Source organism: Streptomyces sp. NPDC020983, assembly GCF_044333485.1.
In the GTDB taxonomy this organism is placed as follows: domain Bacteria; phylum Actinomycetota; class Actinomycetes; order Streptomycetales; family Streptomycetaceae; genus Actinacidiphila.
The window spans coordinates 90,663-115,269 of sequence record NZ_JBIRRA010000011.1; the positions used below are offsets into that span (position 1 = coordinate 90,663).

22 protein-coding genes are annotated in these 24,607 nt (G+C 76.1%); 13 read left to right on the forward strand and 9 right to left on the reverse strand.

Translation table 11 applies throughout. The features are described 5' to 3' along the window. The first annotated feature begins 137 nt into the window (after positions 1 to 137). Positions 138 to 980 (forward strand): helix-turn-helix transcriptional regulator, encoded by an 843-nt coding sequence (locus tag ACH4SE_RS24610; protein WP_398545622.1) that lies wholly within the window; start codon positions 138 to 140, stop codon positions 978 to 980. Positions 981 to 1,092: 112 nt separating this feature from the next. Here the strand turns inward: ACH4SE_RS24610 and ACH4SE_RS24615 are convergent, their stop codons facing one another. Beyond that, positions 1,093 to 1,992 (reverse strand): LysR family transcriptional regulator, encoded by a 900-nt coding sequence (locus tag ACH4SE_RS24615; RefSeq protein ID WP_398545623.1) that lies wholly within the window; start codon positions 1,990 to 1,992, stop codon positions 1,093 to 1,095. Between the two features lie 58 nt (positions 1,993 to 2,050). On the opposite strand from ACH4SE_RS24615, the gene lpdA reads away from it, so the two are divergent. The 3 genes from lpdA to ACH4SE_RS24630 all read left to right on the forward strand — a co-directional run bounded on the left by lpdA (position 2,051) and on the right by ACH4SE_RS24630 (position 5,500). Continuing rightward, a complete protein-coding gene (gene lpdA / locus ACH4SE_RS24620) occupies positions 2,051 to 3,481 on the forward strand; it encodes a dihydrolipoyl dehydrogenase (RefSeq protein WP_398545624.1) in 1,431 nt (476 codons plus the stop codon). A 106-nt stretch (positions 3,482 to 3,587) separates the two neighbouring features. Further along, a complete protein-coding gene (gene treZ / locus ACH4SE_RS24625; protein ID WP_398545625.1) occupies positions 3,588 to 5,327 on the forward strand; it encodes a malto-oligosyltrehalose trehalohydrolase in 1,740 nt (579 codons plus the stop codon). Continuing rightward, the gene (locus tag ACH4SE_RS24630; RefSeq protein ID WP_398545626.1) at positions 5,324 to 5,500 is read left to right on the forward strand and encodes a hypothetical protein; all 177 of its coding nucleotides are present in this window, start codon (positions 5,324 to 5,326) and stop codon (positions 5,498 to 5,500) included. The genes treZ and ACH4SE_RS24630 overlap by 4 nt, the downstream gene beginning before the upstream one ends. A 2-nt stretch (positions 5,501 to 5,502) precedes the next feature. Here ACH4SE_RS24630 and ACH4SE_RS24635 read toward each other — a convergent pair whose 3' ends face one another. Both ACH4SE_RS24635 and zapE read right to left on the reverse strand, forming a co-directional pair. Further along, positions 5,503 to 6,369: a PPK2 family polyphosphate kinase gene (locus ACH4SE_RS24635; RefSeq protein ID WP_398545627.1), complete on the reverse strand. Its 867-nt coding sequence runs from the start codon at positions 6,367 to 6,369 to the stop codon at positions 5,503 to 5,505. Between the two features lie 49 nt (positions 6,370 to 6,418). Beyond that, the gene (gene zapE / locus ACH4SE_RS24640; RefSeq protein ID WP_398545628.1) at positions 6,419 to 7,498 is read right to left on the reverse strand and encodes a cell division protein ZapE; all 1,080 of its coding nucleotides are present in this window, start codon (positions 7,496 to 7,498) and stop codon (positions 6,419 to 6,421) included. 87 nt (positions 7,499 to 7,585) lie between these two features. Between zapE and ACH4SE_RS24645 the strand changes: the two genes are divergently transcribed. From ACH4SE_RS24645 to msrB, 4 genes are all read left to right on the forward strand, one after another. Then, entirely contained in the window at positions 7,586 to 8,398 is an 813-nt protein-coding gene (locus tag ACH4SE_RS24645) for a dihydrofolate reductase family protein (protein WP_398545629.1), read from the forward strand. Between the two features lie 266 nt (positions 8,399 to 8,664). Beyond that, entirely contained in the window at positions 8,665 to 9,141 is a 477-nt protein-coding gene (locus ACH4SE_RS24650; RefSeq protein ID WP_398545630.1) for an indole-3-glycerol phosphate synthase, read from the forward strand. Between the two features lie 151 nt (positions 9,142 to 9,292). Beyond that, complete coding sequence (murC, locus tag ACH4SE_RS24655; protein ID WP_398545631.1) at positions 9,293 to 10,690, forward strand: UDP-N-acetylmuramate--L-alanine ligase; 1,398 nt, start codon at positions 9,293 to 9,295, stop codon at positions 10,688 to 10,690. 10 nt (positions 10,691 to 10,700) lie between these two features. Then, positions 10,701 to 11,108, forward strand: a complete 408-nt coding sequence (gene msrB, locus ACH4SE_RS24660; protein WP_398545632.1) for a peptide-methionine (R)-S-oxide reductase MsrB — start codon at positions 10,701 to 10,703, stop codon at positions 11,106 to 11,108. A 76-nt stretch (positions 11,109 to 11,184) separates the two neighbouring features. On the opposite strand, the gene ACH4SE_RS24665 is transcribed toward msrB, so the two are convergent. Next, positions 11,185 to 12,318 (reverse strand): glycoside hydrolase family 11 protein, encoded by a 1,134-nt coding sequence (locus ACH4SE_RS24665; RefSeq protein WP_398545633.1) that lies wholly within the window; start codon positions 12,316 to 12,318, stop codon positions 11,185 to 11,187. Positions 12,319 to 12,821: 503 nt separating this feature from the next. Further along, complete coding sequence (locus ACH4SE_RS24670) at positions 12,822 to 14,540, reverse strand: ATP-binding cassette domain-containing protein (RefSeq protein WP_398545634.1); 1,719 nt, start codon at positions 14,538 to 14,540, stop codon at positions 12,822 to 12,824. Between the two features lie 57 nt (positions 14,541 to 14,597). Here ACH4SE_RS24670 and ACH4SE_RS24675 point away from each other — a divergent pair, with 57 nt between their 5' ends. Next, entirely contained in the window at positions 14,598 to 15,305 is a 708-nt protein-coding gene (locus ACH4SE_RS24675) for a peptidyl-tRNA hydrolase (RefSeq protein ID WP_398545635.1), read from the forward strand. A 189-nt stretch (positions 15,306 to 15,494) separates the two neighbouring features. Here ACH4SE_RS24675 and ACH4SE_RS24680 read toward each other — a convergent pair whose 3' ends face one another. The 3 genes from ACH4SE_RS24680 to hemG form a co-directional block, all read right to left on the reverse strand. After that, positions 15,495 to 16,445, reverse strand: coding sequence for an NADP-dependent oxidoreductase (locus ACH4SE_RS24680; RefSeq protein WP_398545636.1), 951 nt, complete (start codon positions 16,443 to 16,445; stop codon positions 15,495 to 15,497). Between the two features lie 410 nt (positions 16,446 to 16,855). Next, on the reverse strand, positions 16,856 to 17,632 hold the full coding sequence (gene hemQ / locus ACH4SE_RS24685; RefSeq protein WP_398545637.1) for a hydrogen peroxide-dependent heme synthase: 777 nt from the start codon (positions 17,630 to 17,632) through the stop codon (positions 16,856 to 16,858). A 4-nt stretch (positions 17,633 to 17,636) separates the two neighbouring features. Then, a complete protein-coding gene (gene hemG, locus ACH4SE_RS24690; RefSeq protein WP_398545638.1) occupies positions 17,637 to 19,124 on the reverse strand; it encodes a protoporphyrinogen oxidase in 1,488 nt (495 codons plus the stop codon). 135 nt (positions 19,125 to 19,259) lie between these two features. On the opposite strand from hemG, the gene ACH4SE_RS24695 reads away from it, so the two are divergent. After that, positions 19,260 to 20,522, forward strand: a complete 1,263-nt coding sequence (locus tag ACH4SE_RS24695) for a DUF4349 domain-containing protein (protein ID WP_398545639.1) — start codon at positions 19,260 to 19,262, stop codon at positions 20,520 to 20,522. An 18-nt stretch (positions 20,523 to 20,540) separates the two neighbouring features. On the opposite strand, the gene hemE is transcribed toward ACH4SE_RS24695, so the two are convergent. Beyond that, the gene (gene hemE / locus ACH4SE_RS24700) at positions 20,541 to 21,599 is read right to left on the reverse strand and encodes a uroporphyrinogen decarboxylase (protein WP_398545640.1); all 1,059 of its coding nucleotides are present in this window, start codon (positions 21,597 to 21,599) and stop codon (positions 20,541 to 20,543) included. Between the two features lie 86 nt (positions 21,600 to 21,685). Between hemE and ACH4SE_RS24705 the strand changes: the two genes are divergently transcribed. From ACH4SE_RS24705 to ACH4SE_RS24715, 3 genes are all read left to right on the forward strand, one after another. After that, complete coding sequence (locus ACH4SE_RS24705) at positions 21,686 to 22,318, forward strand: DUF3000 domain-containing protein (protein ID WP_398545641.1); 633 nt, start codon at positions 21,686 to 21,688, stop codon at positions 22,316 to 22,318. Positions 22,319 to 22,540: 222 nt separating this feature from the next. After that, on the forward strand, positions 22,541 to 23,209 hold the full coding sequence (locus tag ACH4SE_RS24710; RefSeq protein ID WP_398545642.1) for a LuxR C-terminal-related transcriptional regulator: 669 nt from the start codon (positions 22,541 to 22,543) through the stop codon (positions 23,207 to 23,209). 141 nt (positions 23,210 to 23,350) lie between these two features. Then, positions 23,351 to 24,601 carry an HRDC domain-containing protein gene (locus ACH4SE_RS24715; protein ID WP_398545643.1) on the forward strand — a complete coding sequence of 417 codons (1,251 nt, stop codon included), beginning with the start codon at positions 23,351 to 23,353 and terminating at the stop codon, positions 24,599 to 24,601. Positions 24,602 to 24,607: the final 6 nt, after the last annotated feature.

Here is a 24,607-nt window from a genome sequence, read left to right on the forward strand (position 1 = left end):
GCCGGGTGCCGGTCCTGCTGACGGATCCACTGTGCGGGGAGCCGCACGGGACACCCAGGGTTGAGCTGTGCCTGGGTCCGGCAGTACCAGGATCGGCCGCGGGGACGCGTCCGGGGGGCACCCCCTATGGTTCGGTCATGGACAACACGCTCGGGGAGTTCCTCCGGTCCAGGCGGGCCGCCATCCAGCCCGAGGACGTCGGACTGCCGCCGTACGGGCGGCGGCGCGTGCCGGGGCTGCGCCGCGAGGAGGTCGCGCAGCTCGCCGGGGTGAGCGTCGACTACTACATACGGCTCGAACAGGGGCGCGGCAAGAACGTGTCGGACGCGGTCCTGGACGCGGTCGCCCGCGTCCTGCGGCTCGACGCCACGGAGCACGCGCACCTGCTGGCGCTGGCCCGCCCGGCGCACGGCACGGCCCCGGCGCCCGCCCCCGCGCACGGCGGGGTCCGGCCCGGGGTGCAGCTGCTGCTCGACCGGATGGCGGACTGCCCCGCCATGGTGCTGGACCACCGCATGAACGTCCTGGCGTGGAACGCCCTCGGCGACGCGCTGCACGGCTTCGCCGCGGAGCCGCTGCGGCGGAACATGCCGCGGCTGGTCTTCCTCGACCCGCAGGCCCCCGAGCTCTTCCCGGACTGGGCCGCGGTCGCCGCCGACACCGTCTCCTACCTGCGCCTGGGCGCCGGCCGCCACCCCGACGACGCGGCCCTCACCGCGCTCGTCGGCGAGCTGTCGCTCGGGAGCGAGGCCTTCCGCCGGCTGTGGGCCGACCACCTCGTGCGCGAGAAGACGTACGGGGTCAAGCGGATCAACCACCCCGTGGCCGGGGAGCTCCGCCTGTCCTACGAGACCCTCGCGCTGCCCGGCGAGCCGAGCCGGACGCTCGTGGCGTACACCGCCCCGCCCGGCTCCCCCTCCGCCGACCGCCTCGCCCTCCTGGCGAGCTGGTCGGCTCCCCCGCGGGGTGTCCGCCCCTGACCCGCGCGCCCGGCGGGCCCCTGCGCCCCGGGTGCCGACTGCGCTGGTCCGGGCGGCCGGCCCGCCACCGGCGGAAGGCCGCGGGCGCTGCCCCGCCGCACGGCCCGCGGCGTCACGGTGCCGCGGTGGTCCCGCCGGCGAGCTGGGAGACGAGCCCGGCCACCGGGGCCGGGAAGGCGGTGCGGCCCCACGCGTGGAGGGGGCGGCGCCAGGGCGGGGTGAGGGGCACCGCGGGGGTGCCCGGCGGGACCGCGTAGGAGGGCACCGCCGCGACGCCCGCCCCGGCCGCGGCCATGGCGACCGCGGTCGTCGTGTGCTCCGTGCGCACCGCGCCCCGCGGTACGAACCCCGCGCGTTCGCAGGCCAGGTCGATGAAGGGCCGCCCGCCCACGACGGGCTCCATCGCGCAGCGGACCCAGTCCCGCCCGGCCAGCGCCGCGAGCGGCACGGGTCCGCCGCCGGCGAGCGGGTCGCCCGGCGGGAGCACGACGACCACCTCCTCCTCGCCGATCACCGCGCGTGCGGCGGCGCCGTCCCCGCCGTGGCCGACGGCGAGGTCCGCGACGCCCCGCTCCATCGCGTCGTCGAGGTCCTCGTCCCGCGCGTACTCGCGCAGCACGAGCCGGACGCCCGGGTGGGCGCGGCGCCAGCGGGCGAAGGCGGGCGCGAGCAGGCCCGCGGCGACCGAGTGGACCGCGGCGACGTGGATCTCTCCGCCCTCCGCCCCGGCGGCGGCACGTGCGGCCCGCTGCGCCTGCGCGGCGCTGCGCACGGCGAGTTCGGCGTGCGGCAGGAAGGCGCGGCCCATCGCCGTGAGCCGCACCCCGCGCGGCAGGCGCTCCAGCAGCGGCCCGCCGACGTGCCGTTCGAGCGCCCTGATCTGGTGCGACAGCGCGGGCTGCGTGACGTGCAGCTGTTCCGCCGCGCGGGTGAAGGAGTCGGCGTCGACGACGGTGACGAAGTACTCCATCTGGCGCAGGCTCACCGGGGCCTCCTCATAAACATCCTGCATGGACTTCGCGCCGATTATGTCTTGGACTCATGGTGTGCGGCCGCCGGAGACTGGCGGCATGACGAGCGAGCACATCCCCGGCGCCGCCCCCACCACGGCGGACGTCATCGTGATCGGCGGCGGCACGGGCGGCTACAGCACGGCCCTGCGCGCGGCGAACCTCGGTCTGGACGTGGTGCTGGCCGAGCGGGACCTGGTCGGCGGCACCTGCCTGCACCGCGGCTGCATCCCCAGCAAGGCGATGCTGCACGCGGCGGAGCTGGTCGACGGCATCGCGGAGGCGCGCGAGCGGTGGGGCGTCGAGGCGACGCTCGACGCGGTGGACTGGCCCGCGCTCACCGCGACCCGCGACGACATCGTGGCCCGCAACCACCGCGGCGTGGAGGGGCACCTCGCGCAGGCCGGGGTGCGCGTGCTGCGCGCGCAGGCCTCGCTGACGGGGCCGCGGACGGTGGCCGCGGAGGGGCGGACGTACACCGCGCGGCGCGGCATCGTCCTGGCGACGGGGTCGCGCCCGCGGCTGCTGCCCGGCCTGGTCCCGGACGGGCGGCGGATCGTCACCAGCGACGACGCCCTCTTCGCGCCGGGCCTGCCGGAGTCCGTGGCGGTGCTGGGCGGCGGCGCGATCGGCGTCGAGTACGCGTCGCTGCACCGTTCGATGGGCGCCCGGGTGGTGCTGGTCGAGGCGGCCGGGCGGCTGCTGCCGCTGGAGGACACCGAGGTGTCGCGGCAGCTCGGCCGCGGCCTGCGCAGGCGCGGTGTGGAGATCCTCACCGGTGCGCGGATGACGGGCGCGGAGCCGTACGCGAACGGGGTGCGGGTCACGGTGCGGGACGCGCGCGGCGGGACGCGTGTCCACGACGTGGAGCGGCTGCTGGTGGCGGTGGGCCGCGAGCCCGTCACCGACGGGCTCGGGCTGGCGGAGGCGGGCCTGGCCACCGACGCGCACGGCTTCGTGGCCCCGGCGGACTGGGCGCGGCTGGAGACGGCGGTGCCCGGCGTCCACGTCGTGGGCGACCTGCTGCCGCCGCCCTCGCCGGGCCTGGCGCACGCGTCCTTCGCGGAGGGCCTGCTGGTGGCCGAGGTGCTGGCCGGGCGGAGCCCGCGGCCGGTGGACTACGCGGCGGTGCCGCGCGTGACGTACTCCAGCCCGCAGACGGCCTCGGTCGGCCTGACCGAGCAGCAGGCCGCCGACGCGGGCCACGACGTGGTGGTGGGCACGATGCCGCTGACCGCGGTGGCCAAGGGCATGGTGCACGGGCAGGGCGGCAGCGTGAAGGTGGTGGCTGCCGCGGGCGGGCCCGTCCTCGGTGTCCACCTCGTGGGACCGCACGTCTCGGAGATGATCGCCGAGAGCCAGCTGATCGTGGGCTGGGAGGCCGAGCCCGCGGACGTCGCCGCCCACGTCCACCCGCACCCGACCCTCTCCGAGGCGGTCGGCGAGGTCTTCCTGTCCCTGGCCGGCCGCGCCCTGCACCGGACGGCCTGACCTCCTGCGCCCGGCCGGGAGGGGGGTGAATCGCGTCTATCCGGCCCCGCCCGCGGGCATGCATCCTGCGCGGGAGGCGACTGTCGCCGGCGGACGGGAGATGTGCGTGCTGTTCGAAGTGTGGGCGCCCCAGGCACAGCGGGTGGACGTGGTGGCCGGCGGGCGCGCGCACCGGCTGGGCCCCGACCCGGCGCGGGAGGGCTGGTGGCGGGCCGAGGTGCCGGCGCCGGCGGGCACCCGCTACGCCTACGTCCTGGACGGCGGGCCGCCCCTGCCCGACCCGCGGTCGCGGCGGCAGCCGGACGGGCCCGACGGGCCGAGCGCGGTCGTGGACCACGACGCCTTCGCCTGGTCGGCGCCCTGGCCGGGGCGGGGCCTGCCCGGCGCGGTGCTCTACGAGCTGCACGTCGGCACCTTCACGCCCGAGGGCACCTTCGACGCGGCAGCCGAACGGCTGCCGCACCTGGCCCGGCTCGGCGTCACGCACGTCCAGCTGATGCCGGTGTGCTCCTTCCCCGGCACCAACGGCTGGGGCTACGAGGGCGTGTCGCTGTGGTCGGTGCACGAGCCGTACGGCGGGCCCGAGGCGATGAAGCGCTTTGTCGACGCGGCGCACCGGCACGGCCTCGGTGTCGTCCTGGACGTCGTGCACAACCACCTCGGGCCGTCCGGCAACTACCTGCCCGCCTTCGGCCCGTACTTCACCGACCGCCACCACACGCCGTGGGGCGACGCGGTGAACCTGGACGCACCCGGCTCGGACGAGGTACGGGCCTTCCTCATCGGCAGCGCCCTGGCCTGGCTGCGCGACTACCGCCTCGACGGGCTGCGGCTGGACGCCGTGCACGCGCTCGTCGACACCCGCGCGCTGCACTTCCTGGAGGAGCTGTCGACCGCGGTCGACGGGCTGTCGGCGGCGGTCGGCCGCCCGCTCTTCCTGATCGCCGAATCGGACCTGAACGACCCGCGCACCACCGCCCCCCGCGAGGCCGGCGGTCTGGGCCTGCACGCGCAGTGGAACGACGACTTCCACCACGCCCTGCACACCGCGGTGACGGGCGAGGCCCAGGGCTACTACGCCGACTTCGCCGCCATGGGCCCCGCCGCGGTGGCCAGGACGCTGACGCACGGCTTCTTCCACGACGGCACCTACTCCTCCTTCCGCGGCCGCCGCCACGGCCGCCCGATCGACCCGACGACGCTGCCGGGGCACCGGCTGCTCGGCTACGCGCAGACGCACGACCAGGTCGGCAACCGCGCGACCGGTGACCGGCTGACGCCGCAGGCGCTCGGCGTCGCCGCGATGCTGGTGCTGACCTCGCCCTTCACCCCGATGCTCTTCATGGGCGAGGAGTGGGGCGCGAGCACCCCGTGGCAGTTCTTCACCGACCACCACGACGCCGAGCTGGGCGCGGCCATCACCGCGGGCAGGCGCCGTGAGTTCGCCGCGCACGGCTGGGCCGAGCAGGACGTGCCCGACCCGCAGGACCCGGCCACCCGCGACCGCTCGTGCCTGGACTGGGCGGAGCCGGAGAAGGCCGGGCACCGCGAACTGCTGGAGTGGTACCGCGCGCTGATCGCGCTGCGCCGTTCCGAGCCGGCCCTCACCGACCCGCAGCTGGACGCCGTCACGGCGACCGCGGGCGGCCGTACGCTGCGGGTCGCGCGCGGCCCCTTCCGTATCCTCGCCAACTTCTCCGACGCGCCCGCGCGCGTGCCGCTCAACGCCCCCTGCGAGGTCGTGCTGTCCCGCCCCGCGTGCAAGCTGCTGCCGGGCCCCGCGGTGCAGCTGCCCGCCCGGGGCGCGGCGGTGCTGCGGACGGCGGACGCTACCGTGGAGGGGTGACCGAGCCCCAGGAGCAGCCCGTGGAAGCACCGCAGGACGACGAGGCGGCCGGGCCGCGCGCGGACTGCGTGCTGTGCGGCGAGCCGACCGAGCACCCCGCGAGCACCCGGGGTGCCACGTACTGCCCGGTGTGCGAGTGGCAGGAGGCCCAGCGCACCGCCTGCTCGGGCTGAGCCTAGGTGCGCAGCAGCGCCCTGCGCGCCGCCGGGACGTCGTAGGCGGCGGGCGGGTGGTGCGGGTCCATCAGCTCCAGGTGCTCCAGGAGGAGCTGGGCCACCGCCCAGTTGCGGTACCACTTGCGGTCGGCGGGCACGAGGTACCAGGGCGCGGTTGCGGTGGCGCAGCGCTCCAGCGCCGCCTCGTACGCCTCCTGGTACGCGGGCCACAGCGCTCGGTCGGCGATGTCGCCCGGGGTGAACTTCCAGTGCCTGGCCGGGTCGTCGAGCCGGGCCAGCAGCCGCCTGCGCTGCTCGTCGAAACCGATGTGCAGGAAGACCTTCAGCACGGTGACGCCGTCGTCGGCGAGCGACTGCTCGAAGCGGTTGATGACGGCGTAGCGCCGGGCCCAGGTGGCGCGCGGGACGAGCCCGCGGACCCGGGCGGCCAGCACGTCCTCGTAGTGCGAGCGGTCGAAGACGCCGATCTCGCCGGGGCCGGGCACCGCGCGCCGGACGCGCCACAGGAAGGTGTGCCGCCGTTCCTCGGGGGTCGGCGCCTTGAAGGCGGTGACACGGACGCCCGCCGGGTTCAGGCCGGAGACGACGTGCTTGACGGTGCCGCCCTTGCCGGAGGTGTCCATGCCCTGGAGGACGAGCAGCAGGCAGCGCGGGTCGCCCGCGGTGCTCTGCGCGAAGAGCCGCTCCTGCCACCGGGCGAGCAGTGCCCGGACGCGCTCGGTCTCGGCCCGCGCGCCCTTCTTGCCGCCCGCCGGGGCGCCCGGGGTGTCCCGGGTGCCGCGGGCGGCGAGGTGCACGGGGCCGGGCGGCACCCGCAGCAGGGACCGCAGGTCGGGGGCCGTCGCACGGCTGGTCTGCCTGGCCATGCACCGATCGTGCGCCGGGCCGCCGCCCGCCGCCAGCGCTGCGGCGAGGTCAGTCCGCCGTGACGCCGTCCGCACGCTCGGCGCGGGCCGCGTCACGGGCCAGCGCGGTGAGCCGGGAGACGGCCCGGAAGTACTTCTTGCGGTAGCCCCCGGACAGCAGCTCCGCCGAGAAGAGCCGGTCGAAGGGCACCCCGGAGGCCATGACCGGGATCTCGCGGTCGTAGAGCCGGTCGGCGAGCACCACCAGCCGCAGCGCGGCCGCCTGGTCGGTGACCTCGGTGACCCCGCGCAGGAAGACCGCCGTCACGCCGTCGCACAGCGCCCCGTAGCGGCTGGGGTGGACGGTGGCCAGGTGCGCGGACAGCTCCGCGAAGTCGTCGAGGGCCGCGCCGGGGGTGCGCAGCGCGGCGCGCACCACCTGCTCGTCGGCGAACGGCTCGGGCGCCTGCGGCAGGCCGCGGTGCCGGTAGTCCTCACCGTCGATCCTGATGCTGGTGAAGCGTGCGGACAGGCCCTGTATCTCGCGCATGAAGTCGGCGGCGGCGAAGCGCCCCTCGCCGAGCCGCCCCGGCAGCGTGTTGGACGTCGCGGCGAGCCGTACGCCCGCCTCCGCGAGCCTGCCGAGCAGCGTGGAGACCAGCACCGTGTCGCCGGGGTCGTCGAGCTCGAACTCGTCGATGCACAGCAGCCGGTGGTCCCTGAGCGCCGTCACGGCGGGCTGGAAGCCGAGCGCGCCGACCAGGTTCGTCAGCTCCACGAAGGTGCCGAAGGCCTTGCGCTCGCGCGGCGCGGGGGTGGCGTGCCACAGCGAGGCCAGCAGGTGCGTCTTGCCGACGCCGTAGCCGCCGTCCAGGTACACCCCGCCGGCCGCCGGGGCGGGCGCCGGGCCGCGGAACCAGCGGCGGCGGGTCTGCGGGGCGTCCTGCCGGGCGAAGTCGCGGAGCCTGGCGACGGCGGCCGCCTGGCTGGGCTGCCCGGGGTCGGCGACGTACGTCTCGAAGCGGACTCCGTCGAATCGCGGCGGCGGGACCATGTCGGCCACCAGCCGCCCTGTCTCGACATGCGGCGTGCGGCCGCTCAGCGCGACCGGGCTGAGCAGGGCGGATTCGTACGACGGTACGGCTGTCACGACTGTCCAGCGTAGTCCCTCCGGTGGACGTCCACGTCCCGGGGCACCGTGGCGCGCGCCACTGCGGGACGTGGGAGGATCGCGGGTATGCGGCGCCTGTACCCACCCGCCGGGGCGGCGGACGCGGAGCCCGCGGGCACGCCGGGCGCGTCCGCCGGGCCCGGCCTCGACACCCTTGACGGCCTCGCGGAGGTCTACGCCTATCCCGCCTCGGTGGCCGGCGGACGCGCATGGCTGCGGGCGAACATGGTCGGCTCGCTCGACGGGGCCGCGGTCGCCGACGGCAAGTCCGCGCCGCTGTCCTCGCCGGCCGACATGCGGATCTTCGGGGTGCTGCGGGCACTGGCCGACGTCGTCGTGGTGGGCGCCGAGACCGCGCGCCGCGAGGGCTACCGGCCGGCCAGGGCGCGCAAGGAGTTCGCCGCCCGGCGGGCGGCGGCCGGGCAGGCGGCGGCCCCGGCGATCGCGGTGGTCACCCGCGGCCTCGACCTGGACTTCGGCAGCCCGCTCTTCCGCGACCCCGTCGTCCCGACGCTGGTCCTGACGGGGGCGGCGGCGCCGCGCGAGCGGCTGGTCGCGGCCCGCGCGGCGGGCGCCGAGGTGGTCGTCGCGGCGGATCCGGCTGGTGACGGCGCGGGCGTGGACCCGCTCCGCGCGGTCGCCGAGCTGGCCGCGCGCGGCCTCCCGCGGCTGCTGCACGAGGGCGGGCCGCGGCTGCTGGCGCAGTTCGCCGCGGCCGGCGCCGTCGACGAGCTGTGCCTGACGGTGGCGCCGCTGCTCACCGGCGGCGGGGCGCCGCGCATCATGAACGGCCCCGCGGTCCCGGGCCCGGCCCGCTTCGCACCGGGGTCGGTCCTGGAGGAGGACGGCTTCCTCTTCACCCGCTACGTCCGCGCGTAGCACGCGTGCCCCCGCGGAGTCTCCGCCCCCGCCGCACCCCGCACCTCCGCCCGGGACGCCTCGCCCCCGGGCAGCCTCCCGCGTGCCCCCGCGTAAACCCCGCGCCCCGCCGTACGCCCTGCAGGGGCAAGGGTGAGCCGTAAAAACCGGATTCCGGCGTTCCGCTTGGCGTGGCTCGGGAAGACTCGTACCGGGTGCCCTGTGAAGATCGGGGCAGGATGGTGTGCAGGGCGGCCGAGCGGCCCCTGAGAAAGAAGGACGCGTCCGTGTTCACGACCGTACTCATGATCGAGAAGGGGCTCGCCCCCGCCGATGTGGAGCTCGTCACCACCCTGCACGGCGACGAGCCGGTCTCGTTCGTGGTGCTGATGCAGCCCCGCGGCGACCAGGACCGCCTGCTGCGGGCGGTGGACGACGTGGCGCTGGGCCACCTGGAGGAGGCCGCGCGGGAGAACGAGGTACCCGAGGGCGAGCAGGCCCACCAGCCCGCCGAGCTGGCCCTCGCCGCCTCCGTCGACCAGTTGCGCACCGCGGGGGCGGAGGCGGTGGGCGAGATCGTCCAGAAGCACCCGCTGGACGTCCTCACGTCGGTGGTCGAGCGGACGCACGCGGACGAGGTGATCGTGCTGACGGCGCCGCACTTCGTGGAGGAGTTCTTCCACCGCGACTGGACGTCCAGGGCCCGCCACAAGGTGGGCGTGCCGGTGCTGAAGCTCTTCGCCCAGCAGGACGACGAGGAGTGACACGGCGCAGGCGCGTGCCCGCCGCCGGGCCCCCGGGCGGCGGGCACGCCCGCCGTGCGGGGGCCGGTGCGCGCGAGGCGCGGCGCCCAGCAGTGCGAGAATCGGCTCACCCGCCCGCCGGACACTCGGCCCGCCCCTTGGAGATGCGCGTATGAGCCCGACCGTTCCGCCCACCCTGGACCGACCGCACTTCATCGGGATCGGCGGCGCCGGGATGTCGGGCATCGCGAAGATCCTCGCGCAGCGCGGCGCGGCGGTGGCGGGCAGCGACGCGCGCGAGTCGGAGACGGCCGCCGCGCTGCGGGCGCTCGGTGCGACCGTGCACATCGGGCACGCCGCGGGCAACCTCGCGCCGGACGCCACCGCGGTCATCGTCTCCAGCGCGATCCGCGCGGAGAACCCGGAGCTGGCGGCGGCCCGCGAGCGCGGCCTGCCGGTCGTGCACCGCAGCGACGCGCTGGCGGCGCTGATGGCGGGCACCCGCCCGGTCGCGGTGGCCGGCACGCACGGCAAGACGACGACCACCTCGATGCTGGCCGTCGCCCTCACCACGCTCGGCCTGGCCCCGTCTTACGCGATCGGCGGCGACCTGGACGCGCCCGGCTCCAACGCCCACCACGGCGAGGGCGACCTCTTCGTCGCCGAGGCCGACGAGAGCGACCGCAGCTTCCACGCCTACGACCCCGAGGTCGCGGTGGTGCTCAACGTCGAGCTGGACCACCACGCGAACTACGCGTCGATGGAGGAGATCTACGACTCCTTCGCGACCTTCGTCGGCAAGATCCGCCCCGGAGGCACGCTGGTGGTCTCCGCCGACCAGGCGGGCGCCGTGGAGCTGACCCGGCGGATCGCCGGCACGGACGGACCGCACGTGCTCACGGTCGGCGAGGCGCCGACCGCCGACCTGCGGGTCACGTCCATCACTCCGCGCGGCCTGACCAGCGAGGTCACGGTCGTCATGGCGGACGGCCGGGAACTGGCCTTCACCGTCTCGGTGCCCGGCCGGCACTACGCACTCAACGCAGCCGCCGCGCTGGCCGCCGGCACCGCCCTCGGGGTGCCCGCCGAGGAGCTGGCGCCCGCGCTCGCCTCGTACACCGGCGTCAAACGGCGCCTCCAGCTCAAGGGCGAGGCCGCGGGCGTGCAGGTCATCGACTCCTACGCGCACCACCCGACCGAGATGACGGCCGACCTGGAGGCGATCCGCGCCGCCGCGGACGGCGGCCGGGTGCTCGTGGTCTTCCAGCCGCACCTGTTCAGCCGCACCCGCGAGCTGGGCAAGGAGATGGGAGGCGCGCTGGCGCTCGCGGACGCCTCGGTGGTGCTGGAGATCTACCCGGCGCGCGAGGACCCGGTACCCGGCGTGACCAGCGCGCTCATCGTCGACGCCGCGCGCGCCGCGGGCGCCGACGTGACCCCGGAACCGGACCGCGAGGCGGTCGCGGAGCTGGTGGCAGGAATGGCGAAGCCCGGCGATCTCGTTCTCACCATGGGGGCGGGCGACGTGACCGACCTCGGACCGCGGATTCTGGCCCGCCTCGGCAGCTGAGAGGACCTCCATGCCGTACGAAGTGAACAAGTCCGACGAGCAGTGGCGCGAGGAGCTGTCCCCGCAGGAGTACGCGGTCCTGCGGCAGGCCGGCACCGAGCGCCCCTTCACCGGTGAGTACACCGACACCAGCACCGAGGGCGTGTACGAGTGCCGCGCGTGCGGCGCCGAGCTCTTCCGCTCCGCCACGAAGTTCGAGTCGCACTGCGGATGGCCGTCGTTCTACGACCCGGCCGACAGCGCGGCGGTCGAGCTGATCGAGGACCGCACCATGGGCATGGTGCGCACCGAGGTGCGCTGCGCGCGCTGCGGATCCCACCTCGGCCACGTCTTCACGGGCGAGGGCTACCCGACACCGACCGACCAGCGCTACTGCATCAACTCGATCTCACTGCGGCTGGCCCCCACCGGGGAGTGACGCGGGCGCGGGGGTGGGCACCGGAGGACTCCGGTGCCCACCCCCTGCCGTGTGCGCGACAGCGCTCGCGGCCAGGTCAGCTCGTGGTGCAGGAGAGCGTCGGGGCGCCGTTGCTGCCCGAGTAGTTGGCGTTGAAGCCGAAGGACGTGCTCGCGCCGGCGCCGAGGCTCCCGTTGTAGCTGGCGTTGGTCACGGTCACCGTGTTGCCGGACTGCGTGTAGCTGCCGTTCCACAGGTTGGTGACGGTCTGGTTGCCGGGGAAGGTGAGCTTCACCGTCCAGCCGTTGACGCCGGAGGAGCCGTTGTTCTTGACGTTCACCGCACCGGTGAAGCCGGCCCCCCAGTCGGAGGAGTTGGTGAAGGTCGCGGAGCAGCCGCTGCCGGTGCCGCCGGTCGATCCGCCGGTCGTGCCGCCGGTCGTGCCGCCGGTCGTGCCGCCGGTCGTGCCCCCGGTGGTACCGCCGGTCGTGCCGCCGGTGGTGCCGCCCGTCGTGCCGCCGGTGCTGCTGCCGCCGCTGCTGACGGTGATGTTGGAGCTGCCGGAGGAGCCGTAGCCCTCGGTGGCCAGGATCTCGTAGTTCGGGGTGCCGAGGTTCAGGCCCGCCTGTGCCCACGCGTTGAAGAAGTTGGACACGGTGATGGTGCCGCCGGTGCGCTTGGCCTGGCGGATCGCCCAGTACTGGTAGAAGGTCGCGGTGCCCTCGATCGACGGCTGGTTGACGCGCTGCGTCCGGTACAGGTCGTACGTGCTGCCGTCACTGCTGACCGAGCCCAGCTTGGTGGCGCCGGTGCTGGGGTTGTAGTTGCCGTAGTTGTCGACGATGTAGTACTCGATGAGCGGGTTGGTGGTCCAGCCGTACAGCGACAGGTAGCAGTTGCCGTTGCAGTTCCACGTCCCCGAGTACGTCACCGGCGCGGTCGTGCCCGGGTTCCAGCCCTTGCCGGCCACGAAGTTGGTCACGTTGTTCCACTGGGTGCTGTACTGGCCGCCGGAGCCCATCGTCATCGAGGCCTGGCCGCTGTTCTGGCTCCAGAACGAGTAGAAGTACCCGTTGTTGGTGCCGGTGCTGTTCGTGTTGACGGTCGTGTCGGCGTGGGCCGCGCCGGGGAGCGCGAAGGCGACCGTGACCGACGCCGCGACGGCGACGAGACCTCGGACGGCGGCCATGACGGGGCGTCTGGGGCGCATCACACGGGTCAGCAGACTCACTGGGGTTCCTCCTTGCACGGATGTGGGGGGTCCGCGTGCCGCCGCCCCCGCCGGCACGGGCCGTTGCGGCCGGCGACAGCAGGGGCATGACACGCACTCCGACCGCCGAGCGTGCCGCGGCCGGAGGCCCGGGCCCGGATGGGTGCGGCCCGGATCACCGGTGACGCATCACCGGTGACGCCGAACAGTCTGGACCGCACCCTCCGGGTGTCAACACTTTCGGTAGAAATTTCGAAATCTTTCTGCCCACAGGGTTCCCACAGACAAGCGATCTCCGCTGATCACCCGCCGATTGAGAGGAATTCGCCGACTCGAACGGCCAACGCCCGCCATGGGCAGGGCATGTGACGATCGGAATGGCGAGCGCCGTTTCGAAAGTTTCGAAGACCCGTGTCCACGGGAGGGCCCGGGGTTGCCGGTGCTGGCCGGAACCGTTCGGTACGGGACCGCGGCCGGGTGCGTACGGGCGCGGCGGCCGGTGCGCGGCTGCGCGCCCGGCCCGTCTACTCCGCCGAGCCGAGGCGGGAGACGGCCGCGCAGGACAGCAGGCCCGCCGCGGCCGCGGCCACCGCGGCGAGGACGAGCGGCACCACCGGGTAGTGCACCGCGCCCGTGCGCGAACCGGTGACCAGGCCGGTGACCGCGGCCTGCGCGGGCGACCCGGAGGCCAGCAGCACCGCGCCCGCGCCCAGCGCCGTCACCAGCAGCGACCAGCCCGCGCCCCGCACCAGCGGCGGGTTGGTCAGCGCCCCCACCGCGCCGCCGAGCAGGACCGCCACCGCCGCGGCCAGCAGCCCGGCCAGGGAGGCCGGCCCCACCGGGACCGCGGTCCTCAGGTCGTCGGCACACGCCCCGCTCACGGCGGCCACGAAGGCCGTCCCGGCGGCGCCCAGCAGCGCGGCGGCCCCCAGCCCGGTGACCAGCGCCCCGGCGTGCGCCCGCCCGGGCCCCACCGCGGAGGCGGTGCACGCGCGCGCGGCGGCGGGCTCGTTGCGCACGCACACCCGCACCAGCCACGCCGTGACCGGCAGCAGCAGCGCGGCCGCGTACCCCATCGACCCGAGCACCGGCTCCCCGCCGCCGATCCCGACCGCCATGACCGCGCCGTACCCCAGCAGCGGCGGCAGCCAGCGGTGCGAGCGCACCAGCAGCGCGGCCTGGTACCGCAGCAGCGCACGGGCCCGCCGCCACCCGCCGCCCTCTCCGCCGAGCCGGGCCGGCGGGACCGCGGGCGGCGGTTCCCCGGGGACCTGGGCGCCTTCACCTGCCGGCGCGGCCACCGCGGCCGCGGGCAGCGGCGCCGGGTCCGCCCCGCCTGCCCGCGCCGCCGCGGGCTCGGGGGCGGGGGCCTCCGGGGACCGGGGGCCGTCGGCCTGCGGCACGGGGCGGACGGCGGTGACGTGCCACGGCGGGTCCGCAGCCAGCAGGGCGCGCAGGGCGGCGTCGGAAGCCGCGGCGGGCAGGACGAGACGGGCCGGGCGGGCCCCGGGGCGGGCGTACGGGCGGACGCCCGCGGGGAGTTCGCCCGTACCCTCGGCCTCGATCAGCATGCGGCCCGCCGGTGGCGCGGCGCCTCGGGGCGTGCGAAGGTGCGCGGTGGCCCCTCCCGTCGCCGCGTCGACCGTCACCGTGACGTCCTGCTCACCCGCCAGGCGCCGCGGGTCGTGGTCGACGAAGACGACCGTGCCGCCCGCGGCCGTCCTGGCCCGCACCGCCGCGTCCAGCGTGGCGCGGGCGGCGGTGTCCAGACCCGTCCAGGCCTCGTCCAGCACCAGCAGCTGCGGGTCGGCCAGCAGGGCCTGGGCGACGGCGACCTTCTGGCAGGTGCCCTTGGACAGCTCGTCGAGCGGCGTGCCCGCGTACCCGGCGACACCGAAGCCTTCCAGCCAGTACGCCGCCCGTGCCCGGGCGGTCGCGGCGGGCAGGCCGCGGACGGCGCCCAGGTGGGTCAGGTAGCGCAGGGCGGGGAAGGGCAGGGCGGCCGGGAAGCGCTCCGGCACGTACGCGGTGGCGGATGCGGGGCGGCCCGTGACGCGCCCGGTCGTCGGGCGGTCGATCCCGGCGAGAAGCCGCAGCAGCGTCGACTTGCCGCTGCCGTTCACCCCCTCGACCCGCACCAGCGCGCCCCGCGGCAGCTCCAGCGTGACCTCCCGCAGCACCCACGGTCCGCGCGGCCGGTAGCGCCGCCCGACACCGTCGAGTCGCAGTCCCGTTCCCCCCACGGGCCCATCCTGGACCACCCGCCGCGGAGCGCCAAGCGGCGGTGGCAGACTGGGCCCGTGACCAGCCCCTTCCAGCACAGCGCCGCCGAGCGGGACGCGGCGCGGCAGTACGTCCTGCCGCTCGTCGTACGGATCGAGCGGGACGCCCCTCCGGAGCGCACGGACGCGCTCGAGACCGCCGCCCGCGCCGTCCTGACCCTGCTGTCCGACGAGCGGGCGACGGCGGACGGCGGGGAGTGGGCGCAGGCCGTCCGCGACTGGCAGGACGCCCGGATCCGCAAGGTGGTCCGGCGCGCGCGGGGTGCGGAGTGGCGGCGGGCGGGCACGCTGCCCGGCATCACCGTGACCGGGCGCTCCGCCGAGGTGCGGGTCTATCCGCCGGTGCCGCTCGACGGCTGGCCCAAGGACCTGGCCAGGCTCCAGGTCTCGGGCACCGAACTCGACGACCCCGCGGCCCCGCCGCCGCCCCCCGCGGCCGAGCCCGTGCTGTGGCTCAACCCCGAGGTCACGATGTCCGCGGGCAAGGCCATGGCGCAGGCCGGGCACGGCGCACAGCTCGCGTGGTGGGAGCTGGACGGCGACGAGCGCGCGGCCTGGCGGGCGGCGGGCTTCCCGCTGGCCGTCCGCACCGCCTCCCCCGCCGACTGGCCCGCCCTGGCGGCGTCGCCCCTCCCCCTCGTGCGCGACGCCGGCTTCACGGAGGTCGCCCCCGGCTCCGCGACCGTCGTCGCCGACCACCCCGCCCTGCGCAGCCCCCACGCCTGACGGCGCCCCGGACAGCCCGCTGCGGCGGCCCGCCCGAACTCCCGCCGGTGACGGCCTGCCCGCGGCTCCCGCCCCCGGGCCACCGGTTCGCGCGCCGGCCTCGGGCCCCGGACGCGGCTCCCCCGGACGCGGGCGACGCGCGCCCCGCCACGGGACCGGTGGAAGGTCCCGCGGCGGGCGCGTCGGGGCTCACGGCAGGAGGACCAGCCGCCCCCGCACGCCGCCCGCGGCGAGGCGGGCGTGCGCGGCGGGGGCCTCGGCCAGCGGGTACGTGGCCGCCACGCGCAGGGAGATGCGGCCCGCGTCCGCGAGCGCGGAGAATTCGGTGAGGCGGCGCCCGTCCGCGCGGATCCACACGTTGGCGACGCGCGTCCCGCGCCGCGGCACGGGGTCGGCGCCGTGCCCGAAGGCGACGAAGGCGCCGCCGCCGCGCAGCGCCTCGAGCGCCGCCTCCCGCAGCCCCGCCGTGTCGAGGACGCCGTCGGCCCCGCCGGGCGCCCACGCCCGTACCGCGTCGCCGACGTTCGGGACGTCACGGGGAATGAAGTGGGTGGCGCCCAGCTGCCGCACCAGCTTCTCGTCGTCCGCCCCGGCGAGCGCCGCGACGCGCAGCCCGCGCAGCACGGCCAGCTCCACGGCGAAGCCGCCCACACCGCCGGCCGCGCCGGTGACCAGCAGCGTGCTCCCGGCGGGCAGGCCGAGCAGGTCGAGGGCCTGGTCGGCGGTGAGCGCGTTCAGCGGGATCGTGGCGGCCTCCGCCGGTGTCGCGTCGCGCGGGGCCCGGCCCACCGCGGCGGCGTCGAGGACGACGTGCTCGGCGTAGCCGCCGGTCGTGAGGTCCAGCCGGTCGATGCAGCCGATGACGCGGTCGCCGACCGCGAACCCGGCCCCGGCCCCCACCGCGTCGACGCGGCCGGCGACGTCCCAGCCGATCCCGTACTGCGCGCGCGGCGCGGTGAAGCCGACGGCGACGGTTCCCCCGGCGCGTGTCAGCAGGTCCACGGGGTTGACGGCCGCGGCCTCGACCGCGATGCGCACCTGCCCCGGCCCCGGCTCGGGCAGCGGCTGCTCGACGACCTCCAGCGCCTCCGGTCCGCCGAACTCCCGGACGACGACCGCCCTCGTGATCCCGTTGCCCATCTCCGCACTCCTGCCTGCTCTCCGACCGTTCGCGGGGGCGTCCGTGCCCCGCGGTACGACCCTAGGCGCATTGCTATCTTCTGGTAAGCAGGCACCTGGAAGTGCGTAACGCACCTCTGGGCCACGTACCGGCCGAGAGGGGCCGCGGGCACCGGGCGTCAGCACGGGCTGCGTACGACGCGTTCGCTCCCCCGCGCAACCGCGGGCGCCGCCCCGCGACGGGGGCTGACGCACAGGGGCGGCGCCGGCCGTGCCGGTCGGTCCGGCAGCGCGCCGGCGGCCGCCGGGGACCGGCCGGAGCAGAACGTGCCGGCCGGCCCGGCCGTCCGGTCAGGCGTACGGCGGGGGTTCGCCCGGCACGCGTCCGGGCCCGGCCCCCGAGGGAGCCGGGCCCGGGAAGGGCGGGGGTCTCAGGCGAGACCGGCGACCAGGTCGGCGACCTCGCGGCGGCGCCCGGTGAAGAACGGCACCTCCTCGCGGACGTGGCGGCGCGCCTCGGAGCCGCGCAGGTGCCGCATGAGGTCCACGATCCGGTGCAGCTCGTCGGCCTCGAAGGCGAGGATCCACTCGTAGTCGCCGAGCGAGAAGGAGGCGACGGTGTTGGCGCGCACGTCCGGGAAGCCGCGGGCCATCTTGCCGTGGTCGGCGAGCATCCGGCGGCGGTCCTCGTCCGGCAGCAGGTACCAGTCGTACGAGCGGACGAACGGATAGACGCTCACGTAGTCGCGCGCGTGCTCGTCGGCGAGGAAGGCCGGGATGTGCGACTTGTTGAACTCCGCGGGGCGGTGCAGCGCCATGTTGGACCACACCGGCTCCAGGGCGCGGCCCAGGCGCGTGCGGCGGAAGAGGCTGTAGGCCTCCTGGAGCGCGTCGGACGTCTCGGAGTGCCACCAGATCATCACGTCGGCGTCCGCCCGCAGCCCGGACAGGTCGTACGTGCCGCGGATCGTGACGTCCTTGGCGGCGAGCTGCGCGAACAGCTCGTCGACCTCCTCCGCGTAACCGGAGCGGTCTTCCGGGAGCGGGGCGCGGAGCCGGAAGACCGACCACAGGGTGTAGCGGATGACCTCGTTGAGGTCCTTGGCCTTCTTGCCCGCGTTCGGGGCCTTGGCGTGCGCGGCGGAGTCCCCCGCGGCGGCTTCGGCGGGAGCGTGGGCGTGGGCGTCGGCAGGAGTGGAGTCGGTCATGCGGCTATTCTCCCGCGCCGTCCGTCCCGCCGGGCACCAGGGTGGCCAGCAGCCCGTCCGCGGCCCGCTGCCCGCTGCCGACGCACGCCGGGATGCCGACGCCGTCGTAGACCGCGCCGCACACGCCCAGACCGGGCAGCTTGCCGACGTGCTCGCGGATGCGGGCGACCCGGTCCACATGCCCGACCGGATACTGCGGCAGGCCGCCGTCCCACCGGGTGACGCGGGCGGCGACCGGTGCGGCCCGCAGCCCGACCGCCTGCTCCAGGTCCTCGCGGGACAGCCGCACCAGGTCGGTGTCGTCCCACGCGAGGTCCCCCTCGTCGCCGAAGCGCCCGACGGAGGTGCGCAGCACCACGGTGTCGCCGCCCGCCGCGTCCAGCCAGCCCCACTTGCGGCTGGAGAAGGTCGAGGCCTTGATCGTACGGCCGTCCACGGGCGGCACGAGGAAGCCGCTGGACTGCGGCAGCAGGGCCAGGTCGGCGCGCCGGAAGGCCATCGTGACCAGCGCCATGCTCGCGTAGTCCACGCCGGACAGCTCCGCCGCGGCGGCCGGCGACTCGCCCTCCAGCAGCCGGGCGGAGGCGGGGGCGGGCACGGCGAGCACCACGCCGTCGGCGTCGAGGGCGCGGTCGGCGAGCCGGACCCGCCAGCCGTGCGGGCCGGTGCGGTGCAGTTCGCGCACGCGCGCCCCGGTCTCGACGGTGACGCCCAGCGCCCGGCAGGCCTCGGCGACCGCGAGCGGCAGCCGCCCGACGCCGCCGCGCAGCCCGTTGAAGACCGGGCCGGCCGCGGTGGCGGCGGCCGCCTTGCGCTGGATCGCGCGGGCCGCCTCGATGAGCGAGCGCCCCCCTGTGGCGGCGGCGTAGAGCTGCGGCACCGCCGCGCGCAGCGAGATCTCGTACGCGTTGCCCGCGTAGACGCCGCCGAGCAGCGGCTCGACGAGCCGGTCGACGACCTCCCGGCCCAGCCGGGCGGCGACGTACGCCCCCACGGCGACGTCCCCGTCGACGGCGGTGCGCGGCAGGACGTGGTCGAAGGGGATGCGGGCCAGGCCCGCGGGGGAGATGACGCCGGAGGCGGCGAGCGGCCCGAGGTCGCCCGGCACGCCCATGACATGGCCCTTCGGCATCGGCCGCAGCCGCCCGCGGGTCCACACCGTGGCGCCCAGCACGGCGGGCGGCTCCAGGTCGTCGCCGAGCCCGACCTCGCGGGCCAGGGCCACCGCCTCCGGGCGGCGGGCGAGTATCGACTCGGCGCCCAGGTCCACGGGCACCCCGGCGATCTCGTCGGCGTGCAGCTTCCCGCCGAGCCGCGCGGTGGCCTCCAGCACCGTGACCCGCACCCCCGCGCGGGCCAGCCGGTGCGCCGCGGCGAGCCCGGAGATACCGCCGCCGACGACCACCACATGGCCCGGAGGCCTCTTGCCCGCGGTCTCGCCTGCGTGCCCGCGGGATGCCGCCGCGGCCGGACCGGAGTGCGCGTCGCTCATACGTCCACTGTCTCAGACGCCGGATCGAGTTCGGACCGTGATGGCGCCGGTACCGAAGTCGCGGAACGGGATGCGCCACACTCCCGTCACACCGGCACTTCCGCTCGACAACCGTGTCTCTGGGGGGATTTCACGATGAGAGTAAGTGCGAGACAGGCCGCGCCCGGCTCCCGCCGGGCCCGGCACCGCCGGCCGGTGCCGGCCGCGCTGCTGCTGGCGGGGGCGCTCGCCCTCGCCGGGTGCAGCGCGTCGTCCGGCAAGGACAGCTCGTCCTCGTCGGACAGCGCGGCGGGCCCGGCCGCGTCCGCGCCGGCCGCCGGGAACCAGGAGGGCGGCAGCCGCAGCAGCGGCAGCGGCACCGGCGCCGTCCAGGACGAGGGCTCCGGCGCAAAGGCCGCACCGTCCGCCGGCTCGTCCGGCAGCAGGGCCCCGCACCCGTCCGTGTCGTACCTCGTCCGTACGGCGAGCCTGAGCGTGCGCACCCCGCACGTCGCCGACGCGCTGCGGCAGGCCAAGTCCTTCGTGGCCGACGCGGGCGGCTACTCCGGCGACGAGGACACCGCGACGGGGACGGACGGCGGCGTCTCCTCCACCGTCCAGCTGCGCGTCCCGTCCGCGGCGTACGACGGCCTGCTGGACCGGCTCTCCGGGCTGGGCAGCCTGCTCTCCCGCAAGGTGAGCGTGCAGGACGTCACCGGCAAGGTGGTGGACGTGCAGAGCCGGGTGAAGTCCCAGAAGGCCAGCGTGGAGCGGGTACGGGCGCTCATGCAGCAGGCGACGGACCTGGACGACGTCGTCAGCCTGGAGAGCGAACTGAGCACCCGTGAGGCCGACCTGGAGTCGCTGGAGGCCCAGCAGGCGTCGCTCCAGGACCAGACGAACCTGGCCACCGTCACGCTGACCCTGAGCGAGCCGCCCGCACCGGCCGTGCACAAGAAGGCGGAGAAGGCCCGCCACGACGGCTTCTGGACCTCGGTCGGCCACGCCCTGCGCGACGGCTGGGACGCCTTCTTCGTGGCCCTGCGCGGCGTCCTCGTCGTGCTGGCGGTGGTCCTGCCCTTCCTGCTCGCCGTGGCGGCGCTGTGGACGGCCTACCGCGTGGCGCGCCGCCGCTGGTGGCCGCGGCGGGAGCCGGACCCGGACGCCGCGACGCTGCGCCCGCCGCGCGGGCTGCCGGGCCACCCGCAGGCACAGGCGGAATCCGCCGATCCGTGGCGTGCGCCCGCGGAGCCCGCTGCCGTACCGCGCTCCCCGGGTGCCCGGACGGACCGGGCCGCGCCGCCCGCTCCCGCCGTGCCCCCGGTACCGCCGCAGGCCGCCGGGCCGGCGGCGCAGCGGCCGCAGGAGCGGCGCGAGCCGGGGAAGCCGGGGAAGGAGGAGCCGCCGCCCGCCGGGTGACCGGCGGGCCGGGTCGCCTCAGGCCGTCTGCGTGGTGCGGTGCACGAACTCCACCAGGCGGCTGAGGGCGTCCGGGTCGGTGTGCGGCATGACGCCGTGGCCGAGGTTGAAGACGTGCCCGGTGCCCGCCGCGGCCGCGGCGTCCAGCACCTCGCGGGTCTTCTCCTCGACGGCCGCCGTCGGCGCGAAGAGCACCGCCGGGTCCAGGTTGCCCTGGAGCGCCTTGCCGGGGCCGACGCGGCGCGCGGCCTCGTCCAGCGGCACGCGCCAGTCGACGCCGACGACGTCGGCGCCCGCCTCGCCCATCAGGCCCAGCAGCTCGCCGGAGCCGACACCGAAGTGGATGCGCGGCACCCCGTAGCCCTCGACGGCGCGGAAGACCTTCGCGGAGGCCGGCATCACATGCCGCCGGTAGTCGGCCGGGGACACCGCACCGACCCAGGAGTCGAAGACCTGGACGGCGCTCGCGCCCGCCTCGACCTGCACCTTCAGGAAGGCCGCGGTGATGTCGGCGAGCCGGTCGAGCAGGTCGTGCCACAGCTGGGGGTCGCCGTACATGAGCGCCTTGGTGCGCTCGTGGTTGCGCGACGGGCCGCCCTCGACGAGGTAGCTGGCCAGCGTGAAGGGGGCGCCGGTGAAGCCGATCAGCGGGGTCTCCCCCAGCTCGGCGGTGAGCAGGCCGACGGCCTCGGTGACGTAGCCGACGTCCGAGGGGTCCAGGTCGCGCAGCCGCGCCAGGTCCTGCCGGCTGCGGAACGGCTCGCCGACCACGGGTCCCACGCCCGGCTTGATGTCCAGGTCCAGGCCGATCGCCTTGAGCGGCACCATGATGTCGCTGTAGTAGATCGCCGCGTCCACCTTGTGCCGCCGGACCGGCTGCAGGGTGATCTCCGCGACCAGCTCGGGCCGCATGCACGACTCGAGCATCGGAATACCCTCGCGCGCCTTCAGGTACTCGGGCAGCGACCTGCCCGCCTGGCGCATGAACCACACCGGGGTGTACGGCACCGGCTCGTTCCGGCAGGCGCGGATGAACGGGGAGGCAGCGGTCTGCTGATGCGTGCTCACACCCGGCATCCTCGCACGCCGCGCGGAGAGACCGGTTACGGGGCCTCGGGTGTTGTTGCGCACGCGGACGCCGCGCGCGCCCTAGTCTTCCGGGCATGGCAGCGGTGCATGGACAGGTCGGCGAGGTCGGCGAGGACGGCGGGGTCCCCTTTCCTTTTCGGCATGCGGTGGACGCGTTGCGGGGGGCGCGGGTGCGGCCGCAGGTGCGGATCGAGGAGGTGGCCGCGCCGCGCCGGCTCGCCTCGTACGCCTACGCACTGGAGGCCTCGGTGCTCGCCGACGGGGAGGAGCTGGCCGACGGGCGGGTGGTGCTGCTGCACGAACCGCAGGGCCACGAGGCCTGGTCCGGCACCTTCCGGCTGGTCACCCTCGCCCGGGCGGACCTGGAGCCGGAGATGGCGGGCGACCCGCTGCTGCCCGAGGTCAGCTGGTCGTGGCTGACGGGCGCGCTCGCCGCGCACGGCGCCGGCCACGGCGAGCCGAGCGGCACGGTCTCGCGCGCGTCGTCGCACTTCTTCGGCGGCCTCGGCGACCGCCCGGACGAGACCAGGATCGAGCTGCGCGCGTCCTGGACGCCGCAGGAGCGGCCCGGCGGGCTGATCGACGCCACCGCGCACCTGGCCGCCTGGTGCGACCTGCTGTGCGCGTGCGCGGGCCTGCCGCCGGCCGAGGACACCCCCGCGCGCGGCACGGCGGGCGTCGTGCCGCTGCCCAAGCGCCGCACCTGAGCGCGGTGCCCGTCCCCCCGCTGCGGCCGCTGCGGGCCCCGCGAGGGGCCCTTCTGAGGGTGCGTCGGGCACCCGGCCGGGGCCGGCAGCTCTGGCGTTCGATCGGCCGTCCGATTTGCCGGAAATAATGTGCAACAAATCGTGATCTTTCCCTAAAGGCCGGGCCGATTGCTGCCGAAGGAAACTGTGACCCTTTCAGTCCCCTTTGCCACAGGAGGCCCGGTGTCCGTTCTTCTCGAGCAGCCCACGAGCCTGGTCGCCTACCGTCCCAGCAAGCCGACGGCCATGGTCGTCGTGGCCGACCCCCGCGTACGCTCCACCGTCACCCGACACCTGTGGGCGCTCGGGGTTCGCGACGTGATCGAGGCCTCGTCGATCGCCGAGGCCCGCCCCCGGGTCGGTAACCCCCGCGACATCTGCGTCGCCGACGTCCACCTGCCCGACGGCTCCGGGCTCACCCTGCTCGCCGAGACCCGCGCCGCGGGCTGGCCCAACGGCCTCGCCCTCTCCGCCGCCGACGACATCGGCGCGGTGCGCAACGCCCTCGCGGGCGGCGTGAAGGGCTATGTGGTGACCGGCACCCGCAACACCCCGGGCAGCCTCGCCGGCCGCCCGGGCCTCGCCCCGCTGGGCGCGACCGCCGCCCGCATGCAGCGCCGCCCCCCGGGCGCCGCCGGTCACCCCGGCAGCGGCTACCGGGAGCTGTCCGGACGCGAGGTGGAGGTGCTCAGGCTCGTCGCCGAGGGCCAGTCCAACAAGGCGATCGGCGTCTCGATGGGCCTTTCCGCGCTGACGGTCAAGAGCCATCTCGCGCGGATCGCGCGCAAGCTCGGGACGGGCGACCGTGCGGGGATGGTGGCCGTCGCGCTGCGCACGGGCATCATCCACTGACCGCCGGGCGCCGCCTCAGGGGGCGGCGTAACGTTCCGCCCCCTGGCGGGCCCGCCCGCCGCCCATTCCGACAAGTCCGGCGTAACCGGACGAACAGGGCGAGCCCCACCGGCAGGTGCGGCGCAAGGCTACCCTTGACAGGTGACCGACGCCCAAGACACCGCATCCGCTGACACCGCGGCGGCGCCGGTCCCGCTGCTGGACCCGCGCGAGGGAATCCCGCCGGTGACCGCAGACCCGCAGGAGCTCGCGGAGGTCGTCGCGGCCTTCGCCGCGGGCACGGGTCCGGTCGCCGTCGACGCCGAGCGTGCCTCCGGCTACCGCTACGGGCAGCGGGCCTATCTGGTCCAGCTGCGCCGCGCCGGAGCAGGGACCGCGCTGATCGACCCCGTGGGATGCCCCGACCTGTCCGCGCTGGACGCCGCGCTGAGCGGCACGGAGTGGGTGCTGCACGCCGCCACCCAGGACCTCCCGTGCCTCGCGGAGCTGGGCATGCGCCCGTCCTCGCTGTTCGACACCGAGCTCGCCGGCCGGCTGGCCGGCTTCCCGCGCGTGGGCCTGGGCGCCATGGTGGAGCAGGTGCTCGGCTACGCCCTGGAGAAGGGCCACTCCGCGGTGGACTGGTCGACCCGCCCGCTTCCCGAGCCGTGGCTGCGCTACGCGGCGCTGGACGTCGAGCTGCTGGTGGACCTGCGGGACGCGCTGGAGGAGGAGCTGCGCGAGCAGGGCAAACTGGAATGGGCGCTCCAGGAGTTCGCGGCCATCGCCGCCGCTCCGCCGCCCGCGCCCAGGGTGGACCCGTGGCGCCGCACGTCGGGGATGCACAAGGTGCGCCGGCGGCGGCAGATCGGCGTGGTGCGCGAGCTGTGGCTGGCCCGCGACCGGGCGGCGCGCGAGCGCGACATCTCCCCCGGCCGGGTGCTCAGCGACGCCGCGATCGTCACCGCCGCGCTGGAGAACCCGCCGAACGTGCACGCGCTCGCCGCGCTGCCCGGCTTCGGGCACCGCATGGGCCGCCGCCAGCTCGACCAGTGGCAGGCCGCGGTGGACCGCGCCCGCAGCCTGCCGGAGCGCGAGCTGCCGCAGCCCACCGCCGCCTACACCGGTCCCCCGCCGCCGCGCGCGTGGGCGGACAAGGACCCGGCCGCGGCCGCCCGGCTGTCCGCGGCCCGGGCCGCGGTGACGGCGCTGGCCGACGAGCTGCACCTGCCGCAGGAGAACCTGATCACCCCGGACACCGTCCGCCGGGTGTGCTGGGCCCCGCCGGCCGACCTCACCCCCGAGGCGGTGGCCGCCGCGCTGGCCGACCTGGGCGCCCGCCCCTGGCAGGTCCAGCTGACCACTCCGCTCATCACGAAGGCCCTCGCCGCCCGCCCCGCCGCGGAGCGGTAACCCTTC